The sequence below is a fragment of the Niastella soli genome (assembly GCF_017742245.1).
Taxonomy (GTDB): Bacteria; Bacteroidota; Bacteroidia; order Chitinophagales; family Chitinophagaceae; genus Niastella; species Niastella soli.
In genome coordinates this window covers 189,502-207,036 of the sequence record NZ_JAGHKO010000005.1, presented here as the reverse complement: position 1 = coordinate 207,036, position 17,535 = coordinate 189,502, and the positions used below count along the sequence as shown (strand labels likewise).

The following is a 17,535-nucleotide window of genomic DNA, read 5'->3' as shown; positions in this document are numbered from 1 at the left end:
ATACGGCTATAAGGTTAAAGCATGAATATACACAATCAGGAACAAAGCTGAAAAAGAACCAACAACTGACATTGTAGCAGCTTGCACACTGCTCGTGCAAATGTCTGCTATCTCTTTTAAATAGCCAGCTGGATCTTCATCAATGAGGTCTTCAGCATTATCAGTGAGCACAAGTCCCAATTATATTGTTTTGAATTAACGCCATCGAAACTAAGAAAACAAGCGCTATCAAACCACCCTAGTTTTAAACACTAATAATAAAAAGCTGCTTGGATATTTCGTAGGTGGCCGACTATTTTTACGGAAACGTTTCCGTAATTCTTCGATCAGCTACTGAGTAGATACACATTTAAATTCCACTTACAATCATCTGAAAATCAATTAAAGTTTTTATTGATGTAGCAGTTTTGACGTAGTCGCTTTCTTGATATGACGCTCGGCCTTTAGCTACTTTGCTGAAGAAATTTACCAAGATAGCTGCCATGACGACGACCAAGCATCTGCCATATCCAGGATTACCATCACTCCGTTTTTACCTTTTCCAATCCGGTAAACGCAGACTGCATGCTTTAAATCTTCGGCAGTTTATTTCCAGGTTAAGGCCTCATTTTCTTATCAATCGTTCCTGTTGTTTTCAAAAAGGGCTACCGCAAAGCCCTATGTCTCTTCACCAAAAAAAGATTGTTGTTTATGAGAATTAATTCACGCGTTGGTCATATAAAGTGGCCGGCCAAAAATGTACTGTCATTATTGCTTCTTTTTGGATGGCTGGCCACAGCGGCTCAAACCATTCAACCCAACCGTATCATGGGAATTGTAACTGATCTGAAAGGAGCACCACTGCCGGGTGTGAATGTGCTGATCAAAAGTGGAGGCAGCGGTACGATCACCGACAAAGACGGGAAATTCGCCCTGGTTGTTGATCCCACTAGTGTATTGATCTTTTCTTACACGGGTTTTTTAAACCAGGAAGTGAAAGTAGGCGACCGTACCACTATCAATGTTTCCATGCAGGAGAACGTTTCCACGCTCGACAATGTGGTGGTAGTTGGTTATGGTACCCAAAAGAAAGTAAATCTGAGTGGTTCGGTAGCCCAGGTTACCGGCAAAGACCTGGCCAACAGACCAGTAGCCAACGTAACAGGCGCGCTGCAAGGAGTATTACCGGGGTTAACCGTGGTAAGGAATTCTGGTCAACCGGGTAGCGAAGGGTATGACATCCGCGTTCGGGGATTTACCTCTTCCAACGATGCCAAAGCCCTGGTGCTGGTTGATGGGATTGAACAGGACCTGAACCTGATAGACCCCAGCGATGTGGAGTCCATTTCAGTATTGAAAGACGCTTCTGCTTCTGCCATCTATGGAGCCCGGGCTGCTGCCGGGGTTATTCTGGTAACTACCAAACAGGCAAAAGCCGGAAGAACAAGTGTTACATTCAGCACTAATTATGGTGTAAATATAACTGCACGCCAGCCGAAACGACTGAGTTCATGGGATGAGCAGACGCTGATCGATGAAAGCAGGTTGAATGCAACAGGGGCGCCCGAATATACTGATGAGAATTATGAATGGTTGAAGAATCCAAACCTGAATTACCGCCCCAACCCTGGGTCAGACCGTTGGGAATATTTCGATAATACTGACTGGATCAAGGAAGGGATGGACAAATACAACCACCAGCAGAACCATTCGCTTTCCGTAGGTGGTGGCGAACAAAAACTGAACTACCTGTTTACCGGCGCTTATTTTAAACGCGATGGGGTAATGCGTTATGGGCCCGATGACAACAGCAGGATCAACCTGAAATTGAATATAAATGCCGAGCTGAATAAATATCTTTCCATGAAAGTAACAGCAGGTTATATCAATTCGAAAGTGCGGGAGAATTCCTTCCACACCGATCAGATCATCAACCGCCTGTACCGGAGCCGTACCCGCCAGAGTTTGTACGTACCGGCAGAAGATACTACCGGACAAATTTATAATGGCGATCTGCAGATAAACCCAATAGATATTGAAAAGAATGCCGGTTTGGAACAAAGAGCGTATGGCACCTTTACCGGACGCCTCGCTTTCCAGGTGAAAAATGTGATCAAAGGGTTGACCCTTGATGTAATAGGCTGGCGGAACCAGAACGATTATACCCTGGAAAACGATTCACGCACCATCAACTGGTGGGGTCGTTCAGTTGGAACGCTGCGGTCGAGCATAAACACGCCCAATACCCTTACGCTTACAAAGAATAAGGCCTATCAGAACAACCTGCAGAGCTTTCTTACTTACAAGTTAAAACTCAACAAACATGAGTTTACGCTCATGCAAGGTGGCTCTTATGAAGAATACCGGAAAGACGAGGTTACCACTTCTGAGCAAAACATGATCACCAATGATTTCTTCAGTATAAATTATGGGAATCCATTAACGGTGAAAAGTTCTGATAAAGTAGAAACCTGGGCCCTGGCGTCCTTATTCGGCCGGTTGAATTACAGTTTTGCAGGTAAATACCTGTTAGAAGCATCTTACCGGTATGATGGTAGTTCAAGACTGGCGCCTGCACACCGCTGGCAGGTATTCCCGTCTTTCTCTGCCGCCTGGCGTGTAAGTGAAGAAAACTTTTTCAGAGACAATATTTCCTTCATTCCTAATTTCAAGATCCGCGCCTCCTGGGGTCAGTTAGGGAACGGTTCCCCACTCGGTCTATACCCTTATATGACCCTGTTGGGAAGTGGTCTCACCAATAACCTCGGCAACAACCCAGCGCCACCTAATCTGGTATTCAACAATGCGCGTACACAATTTATCTACCAGGATAAACTGGCATCGCCTGATGTTACCTGGGAAACCGTGCAGCAATCAGACATCGGTGTAGACCTGGGCTTTTTGGATAACAGGTTAAGCATTACCGCAGACTATTATGTGAAAAAGAACAAGAACATGCTCGCTCAGTTGAACCTGCCAAACATCCTTGGCATAGGTACCCCTTCTTATAATGTGGGTGAACTGAAAAGCTGGGGTAAAGAGGTGGAGGTTAAATGGCACGATCATGTAGGGAATGTAGAATACCGGGTAGGCTTCAATTTTTCTGATAACCAGAACAAGCTGTTAAAATATAATGGCAAGAACAGTATTGGTACCGGTGGTGTGGTGGAACTGATGGAAGGCTATGCGCTCAATACGGTATGGGGTTATCAAACAGCCGGTTTAATTCAAAGCAAGACCGACCTGGATGATTACAAGTCGAAATTCACTACCCAATACTTCAACAACCTGGCTCCCGGCGATATGAAATATCTTGACCGCAACGGAGATGGCGTTCTTTCAGCCGGCGATGGTACTCCGCAAAATCCGGGTGACCTGGTTAAACTGGGCACCACTAATTCCCGCTATGTGTATGGTTTCGACATGGGTTTTAGCTGGAAAGGTTTCGATTTTTCCGCTTTCTTCCAGGGTGCGATGCAAAGAAGATTCCTCATCGACCAGGGAACCCTGTCGCCGATGCTCGGAACAGCCGATATGCCATGGACCATTCATATGGACAGATGGACTCCGGAGAACCCGAATGCCTTTTTCCCAAGAATGTACCAGACCGATGCGCATAACTTCAAAGCATCTGACCGGTGGGCGCAAAACGGCAATTACCTGCGTTTGAAAAACATTCAGGTAGGCTACACAGTTCCTGTTAAAAGAACAGTCTTCCGCAGCCTGCAGGTATATGTATCTGGCCAGGACCTGTGGGAAACAACCAAAGTGCTGAGCGTATTCGATCCTGAGGTTGGTAATAACGTAGGCGCTACCACGTATCCGTTTTACAGAACAGTATCTTTTGGCCTTAACGCCGGTTTCTAAAAAATGAAGACAATGAAAAAAATCAATTTATCAATAGCTATACTGTCGGTAAGCATATTATTGACTTGCTGTAACAAACTGGACCTGTACCCAGAAACAATATTACGCGATGAACAATTCTGGAACACAGAAAGCGATCTGATGAATGCCTGCAACCGCCTGTACGAGCTGTTGCCCGGCAACTGGATCGACAACCGCGGCGATGACAACGTTAACCAGAATGCCAACACTACCAGTAACGGCGCCTGGACTATCCCCAATACCAGCGGTGAATGGAACGACCGGTACAAGGAGATCTTTACGGCCAACAACATTTTGGAAAAAGGCGGAAAAGCAAAAGTTAACGATGCCATTAGAAACAGGTATTTCGCCGAAGCCAGGTTTTTCAGGGCATATGCCTATTTTCAACTGGTGATGAAATATGGCGATGTGCCGTTGGTATTACACACCATGGATGTAAATTCACCAGACCTGACCATGGGGCGTACCCCAAGGGCTGAAGTACTGAAGGCGATCTATGATGACCTTGATTTTGCTGCTTCCTGGTTACCGTTGCGTGCATCATTACCTGGCGACCAATGGGGCAGGTTAATAAGAAGTGCTGCCTGGGGGCTGAAAGCAAGAGTGGGTTTATATGAAGGCACCCGCGAAAAATTCATCGGTGCAAGCGGCTGGCAGGCGCATTTGCAAACAGCCATCGATAACGCATCGCTGGTAATGGCGCCGGCACAAGGCCATGCACTGTTTCCTGATTATGGAAAGCTATTTGTGCATGATGGCGAAGGCGCTACCAACAAAGAAAACATCTTTGTAAAGATCTATGGAGTAGACAGTGCCAATGCAATATTGGCCCATAACAATTCAAGGGACCTGGAAAATGGCCGCATCGCTATTACGCGTAACCTTATTCGCCAGTATTTATATACTGATGGTTTGCCTGCATTTAATACCGATGGCACACCGGTTGCCACCCCTTCCCCTTTATTTGTTCCTGAAGCAAACGAACTGGCTTACAATACCGTTTTCGATAACAGGGACCCACGTTTAACTTACACCGTGTTCAAGAAAGGAGAAACAGCCTATAAAGGGGCATGGGCGCCGACCACTTCACTGGGGTCACGTTCAGGTTATGCTACCAAGAAAGGATTCAATAATTCAGACTGGGTCAATAACACCAATGCAACTACCGACAGGATCCTGATGCGGTATGCTGAAATCCTGCTTATTTATGCCGAAGCAAAATTTGAACTGAGCGAAAGCATCAGCGATGCCGATCTGAACCTTACGGTAAATGCGCTGCGCACCCGCGCCGGTATGGCGGCTAAGCTCACTAATGCTTTTGTAACTGCCAGCAACCTGTCGATGCGCGACGAGATCAGACGCGAAAGAACGGTTGAACTGGCCCTGGAAGGTTTCCATTATGATGACCTCATCAGATGGCATACCGCCGAAACGGTTTTACCGAAAGACTTACTGGGCGCCAAATTTATCCAGGCTGACTGGCTGTCTGGCACAAATGCCTCTTCATTAAAACTTAACGCAGACAAGGTTGTGATTGCAGAAGCCGCCTCTACCCGCAAGTTCCAGGCAAACCGCGATTATTTGTATCCTGTTCCGTTGAATGAGATCTCCACCAGCGGCAATAATGTTACCCAGAATCCAAATTGGCAATAACCTCAATAAGAAACAAAATGAAATACCTGAAATATAGCACCATCGCATCGCTGCTGTTCCTCGTGTTGATGGCATGTGAGAAAAGAGATTACCCAAAAGGCCTGTCGGAATACGACCATCACTATTACTCCGTTTTTGTTCCGAACACCAATGATACAGTTAACTCAAAAACGAGAACTGACCTGATCAAACTGCCGGTGCAATTTTATTCAGCATTCACCCGCAATTACGATGCAGTGACAAAATATGTTGTCAGCAATGCCGCCTATAACACGACAGCCTACAAACCTGCCGTAAGCGGGGTGGATTACAATGTGGTGGATAAAAACGGGAATGTGATCCCTTCTTCCGACACCACGTACACGATTGTGTTTCCACAGGCAATACAGGCCATGGATACTATTTACATAAAGCTGCTGGGCAATACAACTCCCGGCTTACGAAGGTTTGAAGTACAAATACTGGACAATATTACCGACCAGTATGAAGTAGATAACTTTTCATCTGCTTACAAAAAGCCCGTAAAGATCAATTAGAGCTACCCAATGAAAGATCACCAATGAAAAGGCCCCCGATGTATTTCGGGGGCCTTTTCTTTATAAGCAACCTGTGCTAAAATCTCTTACTGCAGGATCTTCTCTTCATCAATAATTATAGAGGCAGGTTCGGCCTTCGCGCTCTCCCTTTCTTCATATGCCAGATTAACCACTGAAAACTGTTTGGCTTTTTCTCTGTCACCTGTTGCTTCAAAGATCATTTGTCTGATAAGTGGTTCCGGTGTCCAATCCTTATACCCGGTAGGCAGGCCAAATTCATCTTTGTAAACCTTCTGGCCATACAGCTTTGTAAACAGGTCTTCTGGTGGTCTTACAAAATAGATCGCCGTTTTGGAGCTATCGTAGTGTTGTTGAAAATAAGTATGGATAGCGAGGTATTCTTTTTTAAGTGGTCTGATGTAGTTCAGATTGAAATTAAACCAGGCAACAACCACAACAATTCCGCAAGTTGAGTAGGTAATGAGATTTTTGAGATTGCTCTTTTTAACCAGCCTCAGGATTGCATCAGTCAAAAGTATAGTGCCGGCAAGATTTAAACAAAGTATGGTCCTGTAAGACGCAAAACTTTCTTTAGGCACTAATACAGAAACATACATTAGCATCATCAGTAACAACATCCTCACGATATAGCCAAACTTCCAGATCAGCTTCTGGTCTTTCTCTAACGCAAATACTGAAAACACCCATGTCGCAAACATTACAGGATAAAATGCCTGAGAAAATATCCCCCGCATATTATACAGAAAATTAAAACTGAATGCCTGGGCAAGTGGTTGGGAAAAGAAAAAAGAGATCTTTTTCAAGGGATCAAGAGACAGCGCTGTTCGCTCAGCGGCCGGTATGCCGTATTGGGCAAGAATAAATTTAAAAAGGAGAAAATAGAGTAAACTAATTGCCAAAAAGGAGCCTACTCCCATATACGCAATTCTGTCAATCCTTTTAAATCTATTATGCAAATGGCACAAAAAGAAAGGCAACAGAAAGGCACCAGCCATAGGCTGGTAAAGAAATAACGAACCTAATGCCAGTATTAAGACTAAAATAATTTTGATCGGTGAAACCCGTATTTCTTTCTTACCGTACAGCTCAATAAACAGCAGGTGCCCGCTTAAAAGTGCCAGCGTGAAGGCGAGGAATAACTCAACACAGGACGCCCAACCAATAGCTATGGCCACCGAAATGCTACAGGGAAGGAAGATACTTAAGAAGAACACCCAATGTTCATTCAAATCTAAGAGCTTCTTCCAGCTGTTCAATACAGCAGTCCAAACCATTACCGCCATCAGCCAGCCTGCAAAAGAAATAACCCGGATCCATTTTAATCCGTTTATAGCAGAAATTGAGGAAAACAGCTTTTTTATCATGAGTCCCGTCAACCCTCTGCCTTGTTCAAAAAACATTATAAAGTTTGAATTATCATCGTTGTGCCAAAGCTGATGCGCTTCATCCATGTAAGCATAATCTGTAAATAAAACTGGCCAAAAGACAAAAACCAGGAGTAGAATGCAAATGGTTTGGGTTACGAATAATCTCATAAAATACATGCAATTAATTTCGAATACAAGCAATGATTATAATGCATCAAATGTAAATGGCCTGTTTGTAATGACAAAAAGTAAAATCACCTGAAAATCAATTGCATCTTTAAACAGCGAGGCGTTTTACAGGCAATAAGATCGCAAAGATGGCCCCACCTTTTTCTCTGGCTTTTGCGGTGATAGAACCACCATGCCGCTCTACTATTTTCTTGCAAAGCGACAATCCCAAACCAGCGCCTTCATATTTATCCTTCGAATGAAGCCGGGTAAAAGTGCCAAATATTTTTTCGGCATATTTTGGCTCAAACCCAATGCCATTGTCTTCCAGTACAATGCAGGCAAAGGGTTTTCCCTTTTTCTCAATGAAATGTGAAGTTATACTAATGACAGGAGGAACATCGGTCCTGGCAAACTTAAGCGAGTTACTGACCAGGTTATAAAAAACCTGATGCAGCATAAGCGGGGCGCCTTCCAGTTTGGGTAAATGGCTATAATGGATGGTAGCCTTTTTATGTTGAATGACCACTTCCAGGTCGGCTTCCACATTCTTTAATACCTGGTTTACATCAACCAGCTCGTATAGTTCTTCCAGCGCACTGACCGTAGAATAAGTAAGCACCCCGTCGATCATGGAAACCATCCGGTTGGCAGCAGCTTGCACCCTGCTAAGGTAAAACTGGCATGATTCATCTAATAACTTTTCTGACTCCAGTTGTATATTACTAATAAATGTTTTGATCTTTCGTACGGGTTCTTTCAGGTCATGGGAAGCTACGTGTGCAAACTGCTGCAGGTCTTCATTGCTTCGTTGCAGTTCCCTGGTTCTTTCTTCCACCTGTTTTTCCAGTGTTTCCGAAAATGTTTTCTGGTCATTTATATCGGTGCTGGTACCAAACCATTTGATAGTTGTTCCGTTTTCATCTTTTAACGGCACCCCCCTTCCCAGGAACCAATGGTACTGGCCATCATACCGGCGCAGGCGGTATTCGTGCTCGTAGATCTCTCCTGTTTCCAGGCAGTGATCCCATGCTTTCCCGGCATGCTCCAGATCGTCGGGGTGAAAGACCTTTTTCCATCCTTCGCCTTTTGATTGTTCATAAGTGAGCCCGGTATATTCGAGCCATTTTTTATTGAAGTAATAATGATATCCATCGGGCCAGGTCAACCAGATGATCTGCGGCATAAAGTCCATGGCAAATTGAAACTCTTTATGGCTTTCTTCAATCCTATTTCTGGCCAACACCTGATCGCTTATATCAGTAGCTACGGCAACGATCTTAATGACCCTCCCTTCATTGTTTTTGATGGGTTCATAAACGAAGTTTATATACACGGTTTCTATCCTGCCATTACGGGGGAGGGAAAGTGGCATTTCATTAGCTGTATACTGCTCTCCCGTAGCATAAACATGTTCAATGGCATGCTCCTTTTCTTTACACGCCTTTGCAAGCATTTCGGCTATCGGGCGACCTATTACCTCTTCAGCCCGCCTTCCCAGGAGTTCCAGCATGTGGTCGTTGGCCACTTCAACTATAAAGGAACGCCCCCTTCCTATGAACATGGGTACAGGAGCCTGCAACACCAGATTGCGCAACGTGCTTTCACTTCGTTTTAAAGCCTCTTCTGCTTCTTTTTGTTTAGTGATATCCAGGGTAACACCTGAAAGCCGATAAGCCTTTCCCTGCTCATCAAAAAAAGCCATCCCCTTGGTACGAATCCACCGCAACCGGCCATCGGTAACGCCAATAACGCGATATTCGGTTTCATAACGCCCACCACTCCCCTGCTGTAAGGCTTTGTGGAATAATAACTGTGTCCGTTCTCTATCATCAGGATACAAGGCGTTCAAAGCCACGTTGTAGTCTATTTTGGCATCCGGCGGCAGGCCAAACAATTCTTTTGCCCGTGCCGACCAGATCAACTCTCCGGTTATTGGATTATAATCATAATAACCTAAATCGCCCCCTTCCATGGCAAGGCGTAATTGCTCTTCCTTCTTTTTCAGCGTCTCTTCTGTTTTACGTTGTTCCGTAATATCGGTATTGGTCCCAAACCATCCTATAAGGGTACCATCTTCTTTCCTGACCGGTACCGCGCGGGATAAAAACCAGCGGTATTCGCCTTTCTTACTGCGTAAAAGAAAAGTATCTTCCCAGGTACTCTCTGCTTCAATGGCTGCACTCCATCCCTCCACTACCCTTTCTAACAGATCAGGATGATGCACCTGCTTCCATCCCTCATCCTTCATTTCTTTCGGCGTTGTTCCGGTATAGGCATACCAGCGATCGTTAAACCAATCAAGGTTCCCTTTGGCATCAGTCATCCAGGCTAATTGTGGAATAGAATTGGCCATTATGCGAAAGCGTTCTTCACTTTCCATCAGTGCTTCTAATAACGAATAGTCTAACACTTCTTTATCTTATTTTTAATTGACCTAAACGCACTTTTACAAATAAGATCAGCATAATAAAAGCGTCAATGTCTGTGCCAGCCCGGCCGGGTATAATTCTTGTCAGTTAATCGAAGGGTGACTTGAAATTCAATGCCCAAAACAATTAATGTTGTGAAGGAAGAAAAAGTCATAATGCTGATAGATGATGACATGGATGACCGGTTCCTGTTTTCACGTGCAGCCAAATTAAAAAAACCAGAAATAACATGTGTAACTGCTGATGGCGGTAAAGAAGCATTGGAGTTGCTCGATAAAATGCCTCAACTCCCGCAGGTTATTTTTCTGGATATCAATATGCCCGGCATGAATGGCTGGGAATTCTTATCGCAATTCAAAAAAAATGACCATTTTAAAAATATACCAATTCTTATATACTCTACTTCTTCCAACGAAAAAGACATTACAACAGCCGAAACTGCCGGCGCCTCTGGCTATTGTGTAAAACCACTGGATTTCGACGGTTTGCATACCATTTTAAATTTTGTAAGTGCCAATCTTGGTCCTCATCTTCCTGAGGCCATTAAGGATAATAACAATATAACGTATTTCAAACACCCGGGAAATCAACACTGATGAGATAATTATCAAAACAAGAAGTGGAAATAACTCGTCATTCTTGTAAGGATGTGATCTGGAATAATATTTGCTTTTGCTGATGCTTATCAAAATTCCCTTTTATAAAAATAAATGACCGGCTGCTGTTTTCTATCCACTTCTGAACAGGTAAAGTATCCCTGCTGGTTGGTTGCAAAACAGATGGCTTCCCCCTGGGGTTCTTTTGTTACCGGTGTTATTTGCTGGGGCGGCCTGCTTAATGCAGCTGTTATAGATTCTTCCTCCGCCCGTTTCCAGTACCAGTAATAATCTTCACTGCGCAAAAAGACCTCCCGGCCATTGGATGAAATGGTGCCGCCTGTCACCAGCCTGAATGGCAACGTTATTACCGATTCAAGCATTATTTTATGGCGGGTTGATTGCGGAAACGAAGCAACATAAATGCGACTGCTATCATCCTCCTTCGTGGCAATGTACAAATTGCGGGTAAGCGGATCAATCAGAATTGTTTCTGCATTGTGTGGCCTGTCAGGGTATTGCAAACAAATAGCCTCTGCATTTTTTATTAATTTCCGCACAGGGAACGCAGCTGTTGTAAGTTCCGGTTCCGGAAAACGATAAATGCGGATGTTGCAATGCCAGGCGTTATTGTCACCAATATCGGCTACATAAATGTAACTACGGTCAGGCATTGGGCCCGGACCAACGGCCATATCTTCCCAGTCGCGGTTGCTGCTATTACAAATGACCAGTCTGCCAAGGTCCTCACCCGTAGTATTGGTAAGATAAATGCAATGGGGGTGGCCATTGTCCTGGTTTAAATACAGGACATTTTTATTCTTAATGCTTGCAGCAATACCGGATATTTCATGTAATTTTTTTCGCTTTAATGGGATTATCTGTGGACTGCTGCTGAATTCGGTAAAATTGTCCGGCAGATCATTACTGTATGCTACGCCGGGGCCGGGTAGCATACATTGGTCCTCCCGGCAATGTTTACAGGGAAAACAGGATTGGATGGCAATGAACGACAAGGTGCATAGAAAGGTATTAATAACATATTGCCAACCTGCTTTCATATTGTTTCCTGGCTTACACTTATACTTCAAAAAAGATGTACCAAACCTAGGCAATTCATTGGTAAAGTTTCCGGGGATGATATTATCAGCAGGTTAAATCAACGGATTTAACGGTTTAATTACCCGATAATAGAAAGGGCTGATTTTTACTACTTTTGCACCCGAAATGAAGGAATCAACACCAAAAACCAGGATCCTTGACGTAGCATCAAGGTTGTTTTATGAACAGGGATATAATTCTACTGGCATAAACCAGATCATAGACGAAGCAGCTATCGCCCGCGGTTCGCTCTATAATCATTTTCCTTCCAAAAGAGACCTTTTGGCGGCCTATATTGAGCGAGCCGAAGATATCTGGTTTACCTCACTGGAAAAACACCTTGAGACTATTAAGGACCCTAAAGCCAGGCTGCTTGCCCTTTTTGATTTTCGCAAAAAGGAACAGCATAATACCGGTTTTCGCGGTTGCCAGTTTGCCAAGGTCGTTGCAGAGGTACCCAAAGAAGACCTCCCGATATTTGAACAGGTAAGCAAGGAAAAAGACAAGATGAAACGGCTTATTAAAAAACTATTAAGCCAGATAGATCTGCAAAACCCAGCTGGCTTATCAATAGATATGCTCTGTGAATCTGTTTTCCTATTACTTGAAGGGGCCACTGTGGCTGCCAGTTTATATAAAAAGGACGCGCCTATTAAAAACGCAAAAACAATAGCCGCCGCCCTTTTATAGAACACTAACCATTTATTTAAGCCTTATGTCGCTTATTCCACATCCTTGCGGTACCATAGGGAACACATTGCCTTCTTTTGCAACCATTACTTCCAATAAGTAGGGTCCTTTGTGGCTGAACATTTCCTTTATAGCGGCTTCAAGACAGGCCCGATCGGAAACACATTTTCCCGCAATCCGATAGGCAGCAGCCAATGCCACGAAATCGGGATTTTCCATATCAACAAATGAGTACCGACGCTCACTAAAGAGTTCCTGCCATTGACGCACCATTCCCAAAAACCGGTTGTTCAAAATTATTATTTTGATATCCAGGTGATTTTGCATGATGGTACCCAACTCCTGCAGGTTCATTTGAAATCCACCATCACCAATAATGGTAACTACTATTCTATCGGGAGCACCATACTTTGCGCCTACTGCGGCTGGTAATGCAAATCCCATTGTTCCCTGCCCACCACTGGTCACATTGCTTCTGGTATGATTTAATTTCGCGTACCGGATGGCTGTCATTTGATTTTGACCTACATCTGTAACAATAATGGCTTCGCCTTTTGTATGCTCATTAAGCATTCGCACTACCTCGCCCATGGTAAGTTCTCCACTCGCCGGTTGCAGTTCAGGAGAGATCACCGTTTCCAATTCTTCTTTGTAAAGTGTTTGGAATTGCTGAAGCCAGTCTTTGTGTTCTTTTTTTTCGATCAACGCAGTAAGCAACGGCAATGTTTCTTTACAATCGCCCCATACCGGCACGGTGGATTTTACATTTTTATCAATTTCAGCAGGATCAATGTCCAGATGAATTACCTGAGCTTGCCTCGCATACCTGTCCAAACGGCCCGTAACACGATCGTCAAAACGCATACCGATGGCAATCAACAGATCGCATTCATTGGTGAGTACGTTTGGAGCATAATTGCCATGCATGCCGAGCATGCCCACATTCAACTCGTGATCATACGAAACAGCTCCGGCGCCCAACACGGTCCAGGCTGCCGGTATGCCGCCTTTTTCAATAAATGTTTTTAACTCCTGCTCAGCGCCACCTAATATTACCCCCTGGCCCCAGATAACGAGGGGCTTTTTCGCGCTATTTATTAAAGCTGCCGCCTGTTCAATATAGTTAGAACGAACCACCGGTTTGGGTCTGTAGCTTCGAATATGATCACACTTTTTATAGCCCGAATAATTAAACAGTTGCAACTGTGCATTCTTAGTAATATCGATCAAAACCGGACCCGGTCTGCCGCTGCGAGCGATATAAAATGCTTTTGCCAGTACCGATGGAATTTCCTCTGCATCGGTGATCTGGTAGTTCCATTTGGTTATCGTCGTTGACATATTGATGATATCCGTTTCCTGGAATGCATCGGAGCCCAGCAGGTGTGCGTATACCTGTCCTGTAATACATACAACCGGTGTACTATCGATCATGGCATCGGCCACACCGGTCAGCAGGTTAGTGGCGCCGGGCCCGCTGGTTGCGAACACGACGCCTACCTTGCCTGATGTGCGTGCGTACCCCTGGGCCGCATGTATACCACCTTGTTCATGCCGCACCAGGATATGCCTCAGTTTTTGCTCATAATCATATAGTGCATCATAAATTGCAATATTGGCCCCGCCGGGAACACCGAAGATCACTTCTACATTTTCAGCAATAAGCGCTTCTAAAATGGCAACAGACCCAGTTATTTGTAAGCTCTTTTCCGGAGCGATCAACTCAGCTTTCATTTAATATAATTTTATAGTACTCTATTAACTTTCAATTCGATAACACCCAATTATTTCACAGGTCCTTTTATCATCTTATGCGCATTCTTTGGACTTCACCATATAAACCAATGGTAAACCCAATTCATTGGCACCGGTAACTGTTGTATTTTTCACAAATCCGTAGCTGGCAAAAAAATCCAGATCAGGATTTTGATCATATTCACTGATCCATATTATTTGATGTAAGCCACAGACGGATAGACATTTTTCAAACAGGCTCTTTTTTACCTCTATCTCATTATACTTTTTTAAAACCGAGAAATCTGCGATCCTTATTACGCTTTTCCCTTTAAAAATTTCCGGACGCTCGCCTTTCGAAGTGATACGGGCGTACCCTGCCGGTATACCATCTGCATACACTACCAGGAACTGGTTCGACATGCTATTCATTTCAGCATCCAATACCTGGTAGCTAAAATTATCTTCGATAAATGCCGTGAGTGTCGACGGAGGCACATTACCGGTATATTTTTCATTCGCCGTTTCCTTACCAAGGAACAATAGGGTTCCCTGACCCTGCTCAGTACCGATGCAGAATCTTGTTACAATGCTATTTTCCATAAATTCTATTTAATTATTCTTTCAAACGACCGGTTTATAATTTCCATTTGTTCTTCCGCATGAAGCTTTGCAAAACCGGTCGCCGGGCTACTAGCCTCTCCCCTTGCAATGACAGCAAGGTCCATATTATTGTTTCTTAACTTGCGGCATAAGTATGGCCAGGCGCCCATATTCTCCGGCTCTTCCTGCACCCAGATAAACTCTGTAGCTGAACTGTATTTCTCTTTAACTTTTTGCATTTGATCAAATGGTGTGGGGTATAGCTGTTCTATCCGAACTATCGCCACATCCGTACGATCATTTTCCTGCCGTCTTTGAAACAGATCGTAATAGATCTTACCGGAACAAAACAACACCCGTTTAACCTGTGTGCTGTTCACATAGGGATCGTCAATCAGTTCACGGAACTTTCCCTTTGTGAATTCATCGATCGGTGACACACATAGCGGATTCCGCAAAAGACTTTTCGGAGCAAATACGACCAGCGGTATCCGAAAATCCCGATGCAGCTGACGACGCAATGCATGGAAAAAATTGGCAGGGGTTGTACAGTTTACCAACTGCATATTGTTATTCGCGCACAGCGTCATAAAACGTTCTATTCTGGCAGAGGTATGTTCCGGGCCCGCCCCTTCATAACCATGCGGAAGCAGCATAACAAGTCCATTGGCCATTTTCCATTTGGCTTCCGCACTAACAATATACTGATCAATTATAACCTGACCCGTGTTCAAAAAATCACCATACTGGGCCTCCCATACCACAAGCGCCGTTGGGTTAGCCGAGGCATACCCATACTCAAAACCCATTACACCATATTCCGAAAGCAATGAATTATAGATCTCAAACTTTGCACGGACACCCAGGTTGTTGAGTGGTACATATTCTTCATCAGTGTCAATGACTCTGGCCACTGCATGCCGGTGAGAAAAGGTGCCCCGTTTTACATCCTCGCCGGTTAAACGGACCAGGTGCCCCTCCATTAATAATGAACCATAGGCCAGTAATTCACCCATTGCCCAATCGAACACTTTGGTATCGGTTACCATTTTCCTGCGGCTATCAAAGACTTTCTCTGTTTTCTTTAAAAATATTTTGCCAGTTGGCAAAGTGGTGATCCTGTTTCCTATTTCGACAAGTGCATCTTCCGAGATAGCTGTTTCAGGGGAATCGTTAAAATCTGAGTCACTCGCTTTTCGCAAACCCTGCCAGGCAGCCAGAAAGGGGGGTTTAGTTTCTTCAATCTTTTCTTCTATTTTGGCTTCATCCAAATACGATTGCAACTCAGCTCTGAAAGCAGCCTCCATTTCGACAGCATATTCCTTTGGAATAGTTTTTTCCGCTATCAATTTTTGGACATAGATCTCTTTTGAATTCGGGTGGCTATCGATCGATTTGTACAAAAGCGGCTGCGTAAACCTGGGCTCGTCAGACTCGTTATGTCCATACTTTCTATAACATAAAATATCGATAAACACATCTCCGTGAAAAGTCTGCCGATAATCGAAGGCCAGACCAATCACAAAAGCCAGGGCTTCCGCATCATCACCATTCACATGAAAGACCGGGGCCGATACCATTTTTGCCAGATCTGTACAATAGATACTGGAACGGGCATCTTTAAAATCTGTGGTAAAACCCACCTGGTTGTTGATGACCAGGTGAATAGTACCGCCCGTACGAAAACCTGCCAGATTCTCCATTTGTAACACCTCATATACAATTCCCTGTCCTGCAATGGAAGCATCTCCATGTAAAAGTATCGGTACGATCTTCGAATGATCACCATCGTATCTAGAGTCTGCTTTCGAACGTGCAATGCCTTCTACAACGGCATTAACAGCTTCCAAATGAGAAGGATTGGCGCATACACTCAAGTGTACCTTTCTGCCTTCCGGTGTAACTATGTCATTGGAATAGCCTAAATGGTATTTTACATCCCCGCTAAAGGTACTTTCATGGTCTTTGGTTTTGCCCTGAAACTCTTCAAAGATCTCCTTATAAGGTTTCCCCATGATGTTTGCCAATACGTTCAATCTGCCACGGTGTCCCATTCCAATTACAAACTCTTCAACCCCAGCCCCTGCCCCTTTTTCCACAAGCAGATCCAGGGCCGGAATAAGCGTCTCCCCGCCTTCTAATGAAAAGCGTTTTTGACCCAGGAATTTGATTTGCAAAAAGGCCTCAAAAACAACCGCCTGGTTTAGTTTATGAAGAATACGCTTCTTTTCATCCAACGAGAAATCAGCCTTGTTTTTCACAGATTCCATTTTATCCTGGAACCATTTTATTTTATCTGGACTGCCAATATATTTATATTCTACCCCAATGGGCCCGCAATAGGTCTCTTCCAGTAATTGACGAATTTCCCTTAATGTAGTGGCTCTTAAACCTACTTCTACGCCCGCATTGAAAACCTTGTCAAGATCAGTATCATTTAGCCCGAAGGTTTCCAGGTTTTTGCCAGGTAAATGCTGCCGGCGTTCTCTTACCGGATTTGTTTTCGCAAACAAATGTCCTCGTGAACGATACCCATCGATCAGCTTTAACACATTTATTTCCTTGTCCGGTGCAACAGCTGCTACGGCAGCAGTAACGCCATTGAAGGAAGCATTTGAATCAGCCTGCACAGCGCCAAAATCAAATCCTTCAAAAAAATGCTGCCAGTCGACTTCTATTGAATCGGGATTATGCTGATAGGCTTCGTAAAGCGAATTGATGTAAGCTGCATTCCCGTTATTGAGATATGTTAAACGGTCCATGACTT

The 17,535-nt window shown here is 44.2% G+C and carries 12 protein-coding genes; 5 read left to right on the top strand and 7 right to left on the bottom strand.

Going from position 1 to position 17,535, the window contains the following annotated elements; translation table 11 throughout:
* Positions 1 to 6: 6 nt before the first annotated feature.
* Positions 7 to 180 (bottom strand): hypothetical protein, encoded by a 174-nt coding sequence (locus J7I42_RS21380; protein ID WP_209140907.1) that lies wholly within the window; start codon positions 178 to 180, stop codon positions 7 to 9.
* A 510-nt stretch (positions 181 to 690) separates the two neighbouring features.
* Here J7I42_RS21380 and J7I42_RS21375 point away from each other — a divergent pair.
* From J7I42_RS21375 to J7I42_RS21365, 3 genes are read left to right on the top strand one after another with little or no spacing between them, the layout of a single operon-like run.
* Entirely contained in the window at positions 691 to 3,846 is a 3,156-nt protein-coding gene (locus tag J7I42_RS21375; protein WP_209140906.1) for a SusC/RagA family TonB-linked outer membrane protein, read from the top strand.
* Positions 3,847 to 3,858: 12 nt separating this feature from the next.
* Positions 3,859 to 5,520, top strand: coding sequence for a RagB/SusD family nutrient uptake outer membrane protein (locus J7I42_RS21370; protein WP_209140905.1), 1,662 nt, complete (start codon positions 3,859 to 3,861; stop codon positions 5,518 to 5,520).
* Positions 5,521 to 5,537: 17 nt separating this feature from the next.
* Complete coding sequence (locus tag J7I42_RS21365) at positions 5,538 to 6,056, top strand: hypothetical protein (RefSeq protein ID WP_209140904.1); 519 nt, start codon at positions 5,538 to 5,540, stop codon at positions 6,054 to 6,056.
* 86 nt (positions 6,057 to 6,142) lie between these two features.
* On the opposite strand, the gene J7I42_RS21360 is transcribed toward J7I42_RS21365, so the two are convergent.
* A complete protein-coding gene (locus tag J7I42_RS21360) occupies positions 6,143 to 7,612 on the bottom strand; it encodes a hypothetical protein (protein WP_209140903.1) in 1,470 nt (489 codons plus the stop codon).
* Between the two features lie 109 nt (positions 7,613 to 7,721).
* Positions 7,722 to 10,025: a PAS domain-containing sensor histidine kinase gene (locus tag J7I42_RS21355; RefSeq protein ID WP_209140902.1), complete on the bottom strand. Its 2,304-nt coding sequence runs from the start codon at positions 10,023 to 10,025 to the stop codon at positions 7,722 to 7,724.
* 153 nt (positions 10,026 to 10,178) lie between these two features.
* On the opposite strand from J7I42_RS21355, the gene J7I42_RS21350 reads away from it, so the two are divergent.
* Entirely contained in the window at positions 10,179 to 10,640 is a 462-nt protein-coding gene (locus tag J7I42_RS21350) for a response regulator (protein WP_209140901.1), read from the top strand.
* Between the two features lie 89 nt (positions 10,641 to 10,729).
* Here the strand turns inward: J7I42_RS21350 and J7I42_RS21345 are convergent, their stop codons facing one another.
* Entirely contained in the window at positions 10,730 to 11,701 is a 972-nt protein-coding gene (locus J7I42_RS21345) for a hypothetical protein (RefSeq protein ID WP_209140900.1), read from the bottom strand.
* 166 nt (positions 11,702 to 11,867) lie between these two features.
* On the opposite strand from J7I42_RS21345, the gene J7I42_RS21340 reads away from it, so the two are divergent.
* Positions 11,868 to 12,431: a TetR/AcrR family transcriptional regulator gene (locus tag J7I42_RS21340; protein ID WP_209140899.1), complete on the top strand. Its 564-nt coding sequence runs from the start codon at positions 11,868 to 11,870 to the stop codon at positions 12,429 to 12,431.
* Between the two features lie 12 nt (positions 12,432 to 12,443).
* Here J7I42_RS21340 and ilvB read toward each other — a convergent pair whose 3' ends face one another.
* The 3 genes from ilvB to J7I42_RS21325 all read right to left on the bottom strand — a co-directional run bounded on the left by ilvB (position 12,444) and on the right by J7I42_RS21325 (position 17,530).
* Positions 12,444 to 14,165, bottom strand: a complete 1,722-nt coding sequence (gene ilvB, locus J7I42_RS21335) for a biosynthetic-type acetolactate synthase large subunit (protein ID WP_209140898.1) — start codon at positions 14,163 to 14,165, stop codon at positions 12,444 to 12,446.
* 75 nt (positions 14,166 to 14,240) lie between these two features.
* Positions 14,241 to 14,768, bottom strand: a complete 528-nt coding sequence (locus tag J7I42_RS21330) for a GNAT family N-acetyltransferase (protein WP_209140897.1) — start codon at positions 14,766 to 14,768, stop codon at positions 14,241 to 14,243.
* 5 nt (positions 14,769 to 14,773) lie between these two features.
* Positions 14,774 to 17,530 carry a 2-oxoglutarate dehydrogenase E1 component gene (locus J7I42_RS21325; RefSeq protein ID WP_209140896.1) on the bottom strand — a complete coding sequence of 919 codons (2,757 nt, stop codon included), beginning with the start codon at positions 17,528 to 17,530 and terminating at the stop codon, positions 14,774 to 14,776.
* Positions 17,531 to 17,535 lie beyond the last annotated feature (5 nt).

Excerpts from the sequence above, each read along its gene's own strand:
- J7I42_RS21375 (WP_209140906.1), top strand. The coding sequence starts at position 691 with ATGAGAATTAATTCACGCGTTGGTCATATAAAGTGGCCGGCCAAAAAT.
- J7I42_RS21370 (WP_209140905.1), top strand. The coding sequence starts at position 3,859 with ATGAAAAAAATCAATTTATCAATAGCTATACTGTCGGTAAGCATATTA.
- J7I42_RS21365 (WP_209140904.1), top strand. The coding sequence starts at position 5,538 with ATGAAATACCTGAAATATAGCACCATCGCATCGCTGCTGTTCCTCGTG.
- J7I42_RS21360 (WP_209140903.1), bottom strand. The coding sequence starts at position 7,612 with ATGAGATTATTCGTAACCCAAACCATTTGCATTCTACTCCTGGTTTTT.
- J7I42_RS21345 (WP_209140900.1), bottom strand. The coding sequence starts at position 11,701 with ATGAAAGCAGGTTGGCAATATGTTATTAATACCTTTCTATGCACCTTG.
- J7I42_RS21340 (WP_209140899.1), top strand. The coding sequence starts at position 11,868 with ATGAAGGAATCAACACCAAAAACCAGGATCCTTGACGTAGCATCAAGG.
- ilvB (WP_209140898.1), bottom strand. The coding sequence starts at position 14,165 with ATGAAAGCTGAGTTGATCGCTCCGGAAAAGAGCTTACAAATAACTGGG.
- J7I42_RS21330 (WP_209140897.1), bottom strand. The coding sequence starts at position 14,768 with ATGGAAAATAGCATTGTAACAAGATTCTGCATCGGTACTGAGCAGGGT.
- J7I42_RS21325 (WP_209140896.1), bottom strand. The coding sequence starts at position 17,530 with ATGGACCGTTTAACATATCTCAATAACGGGAATGCAGCTTACATCAAT.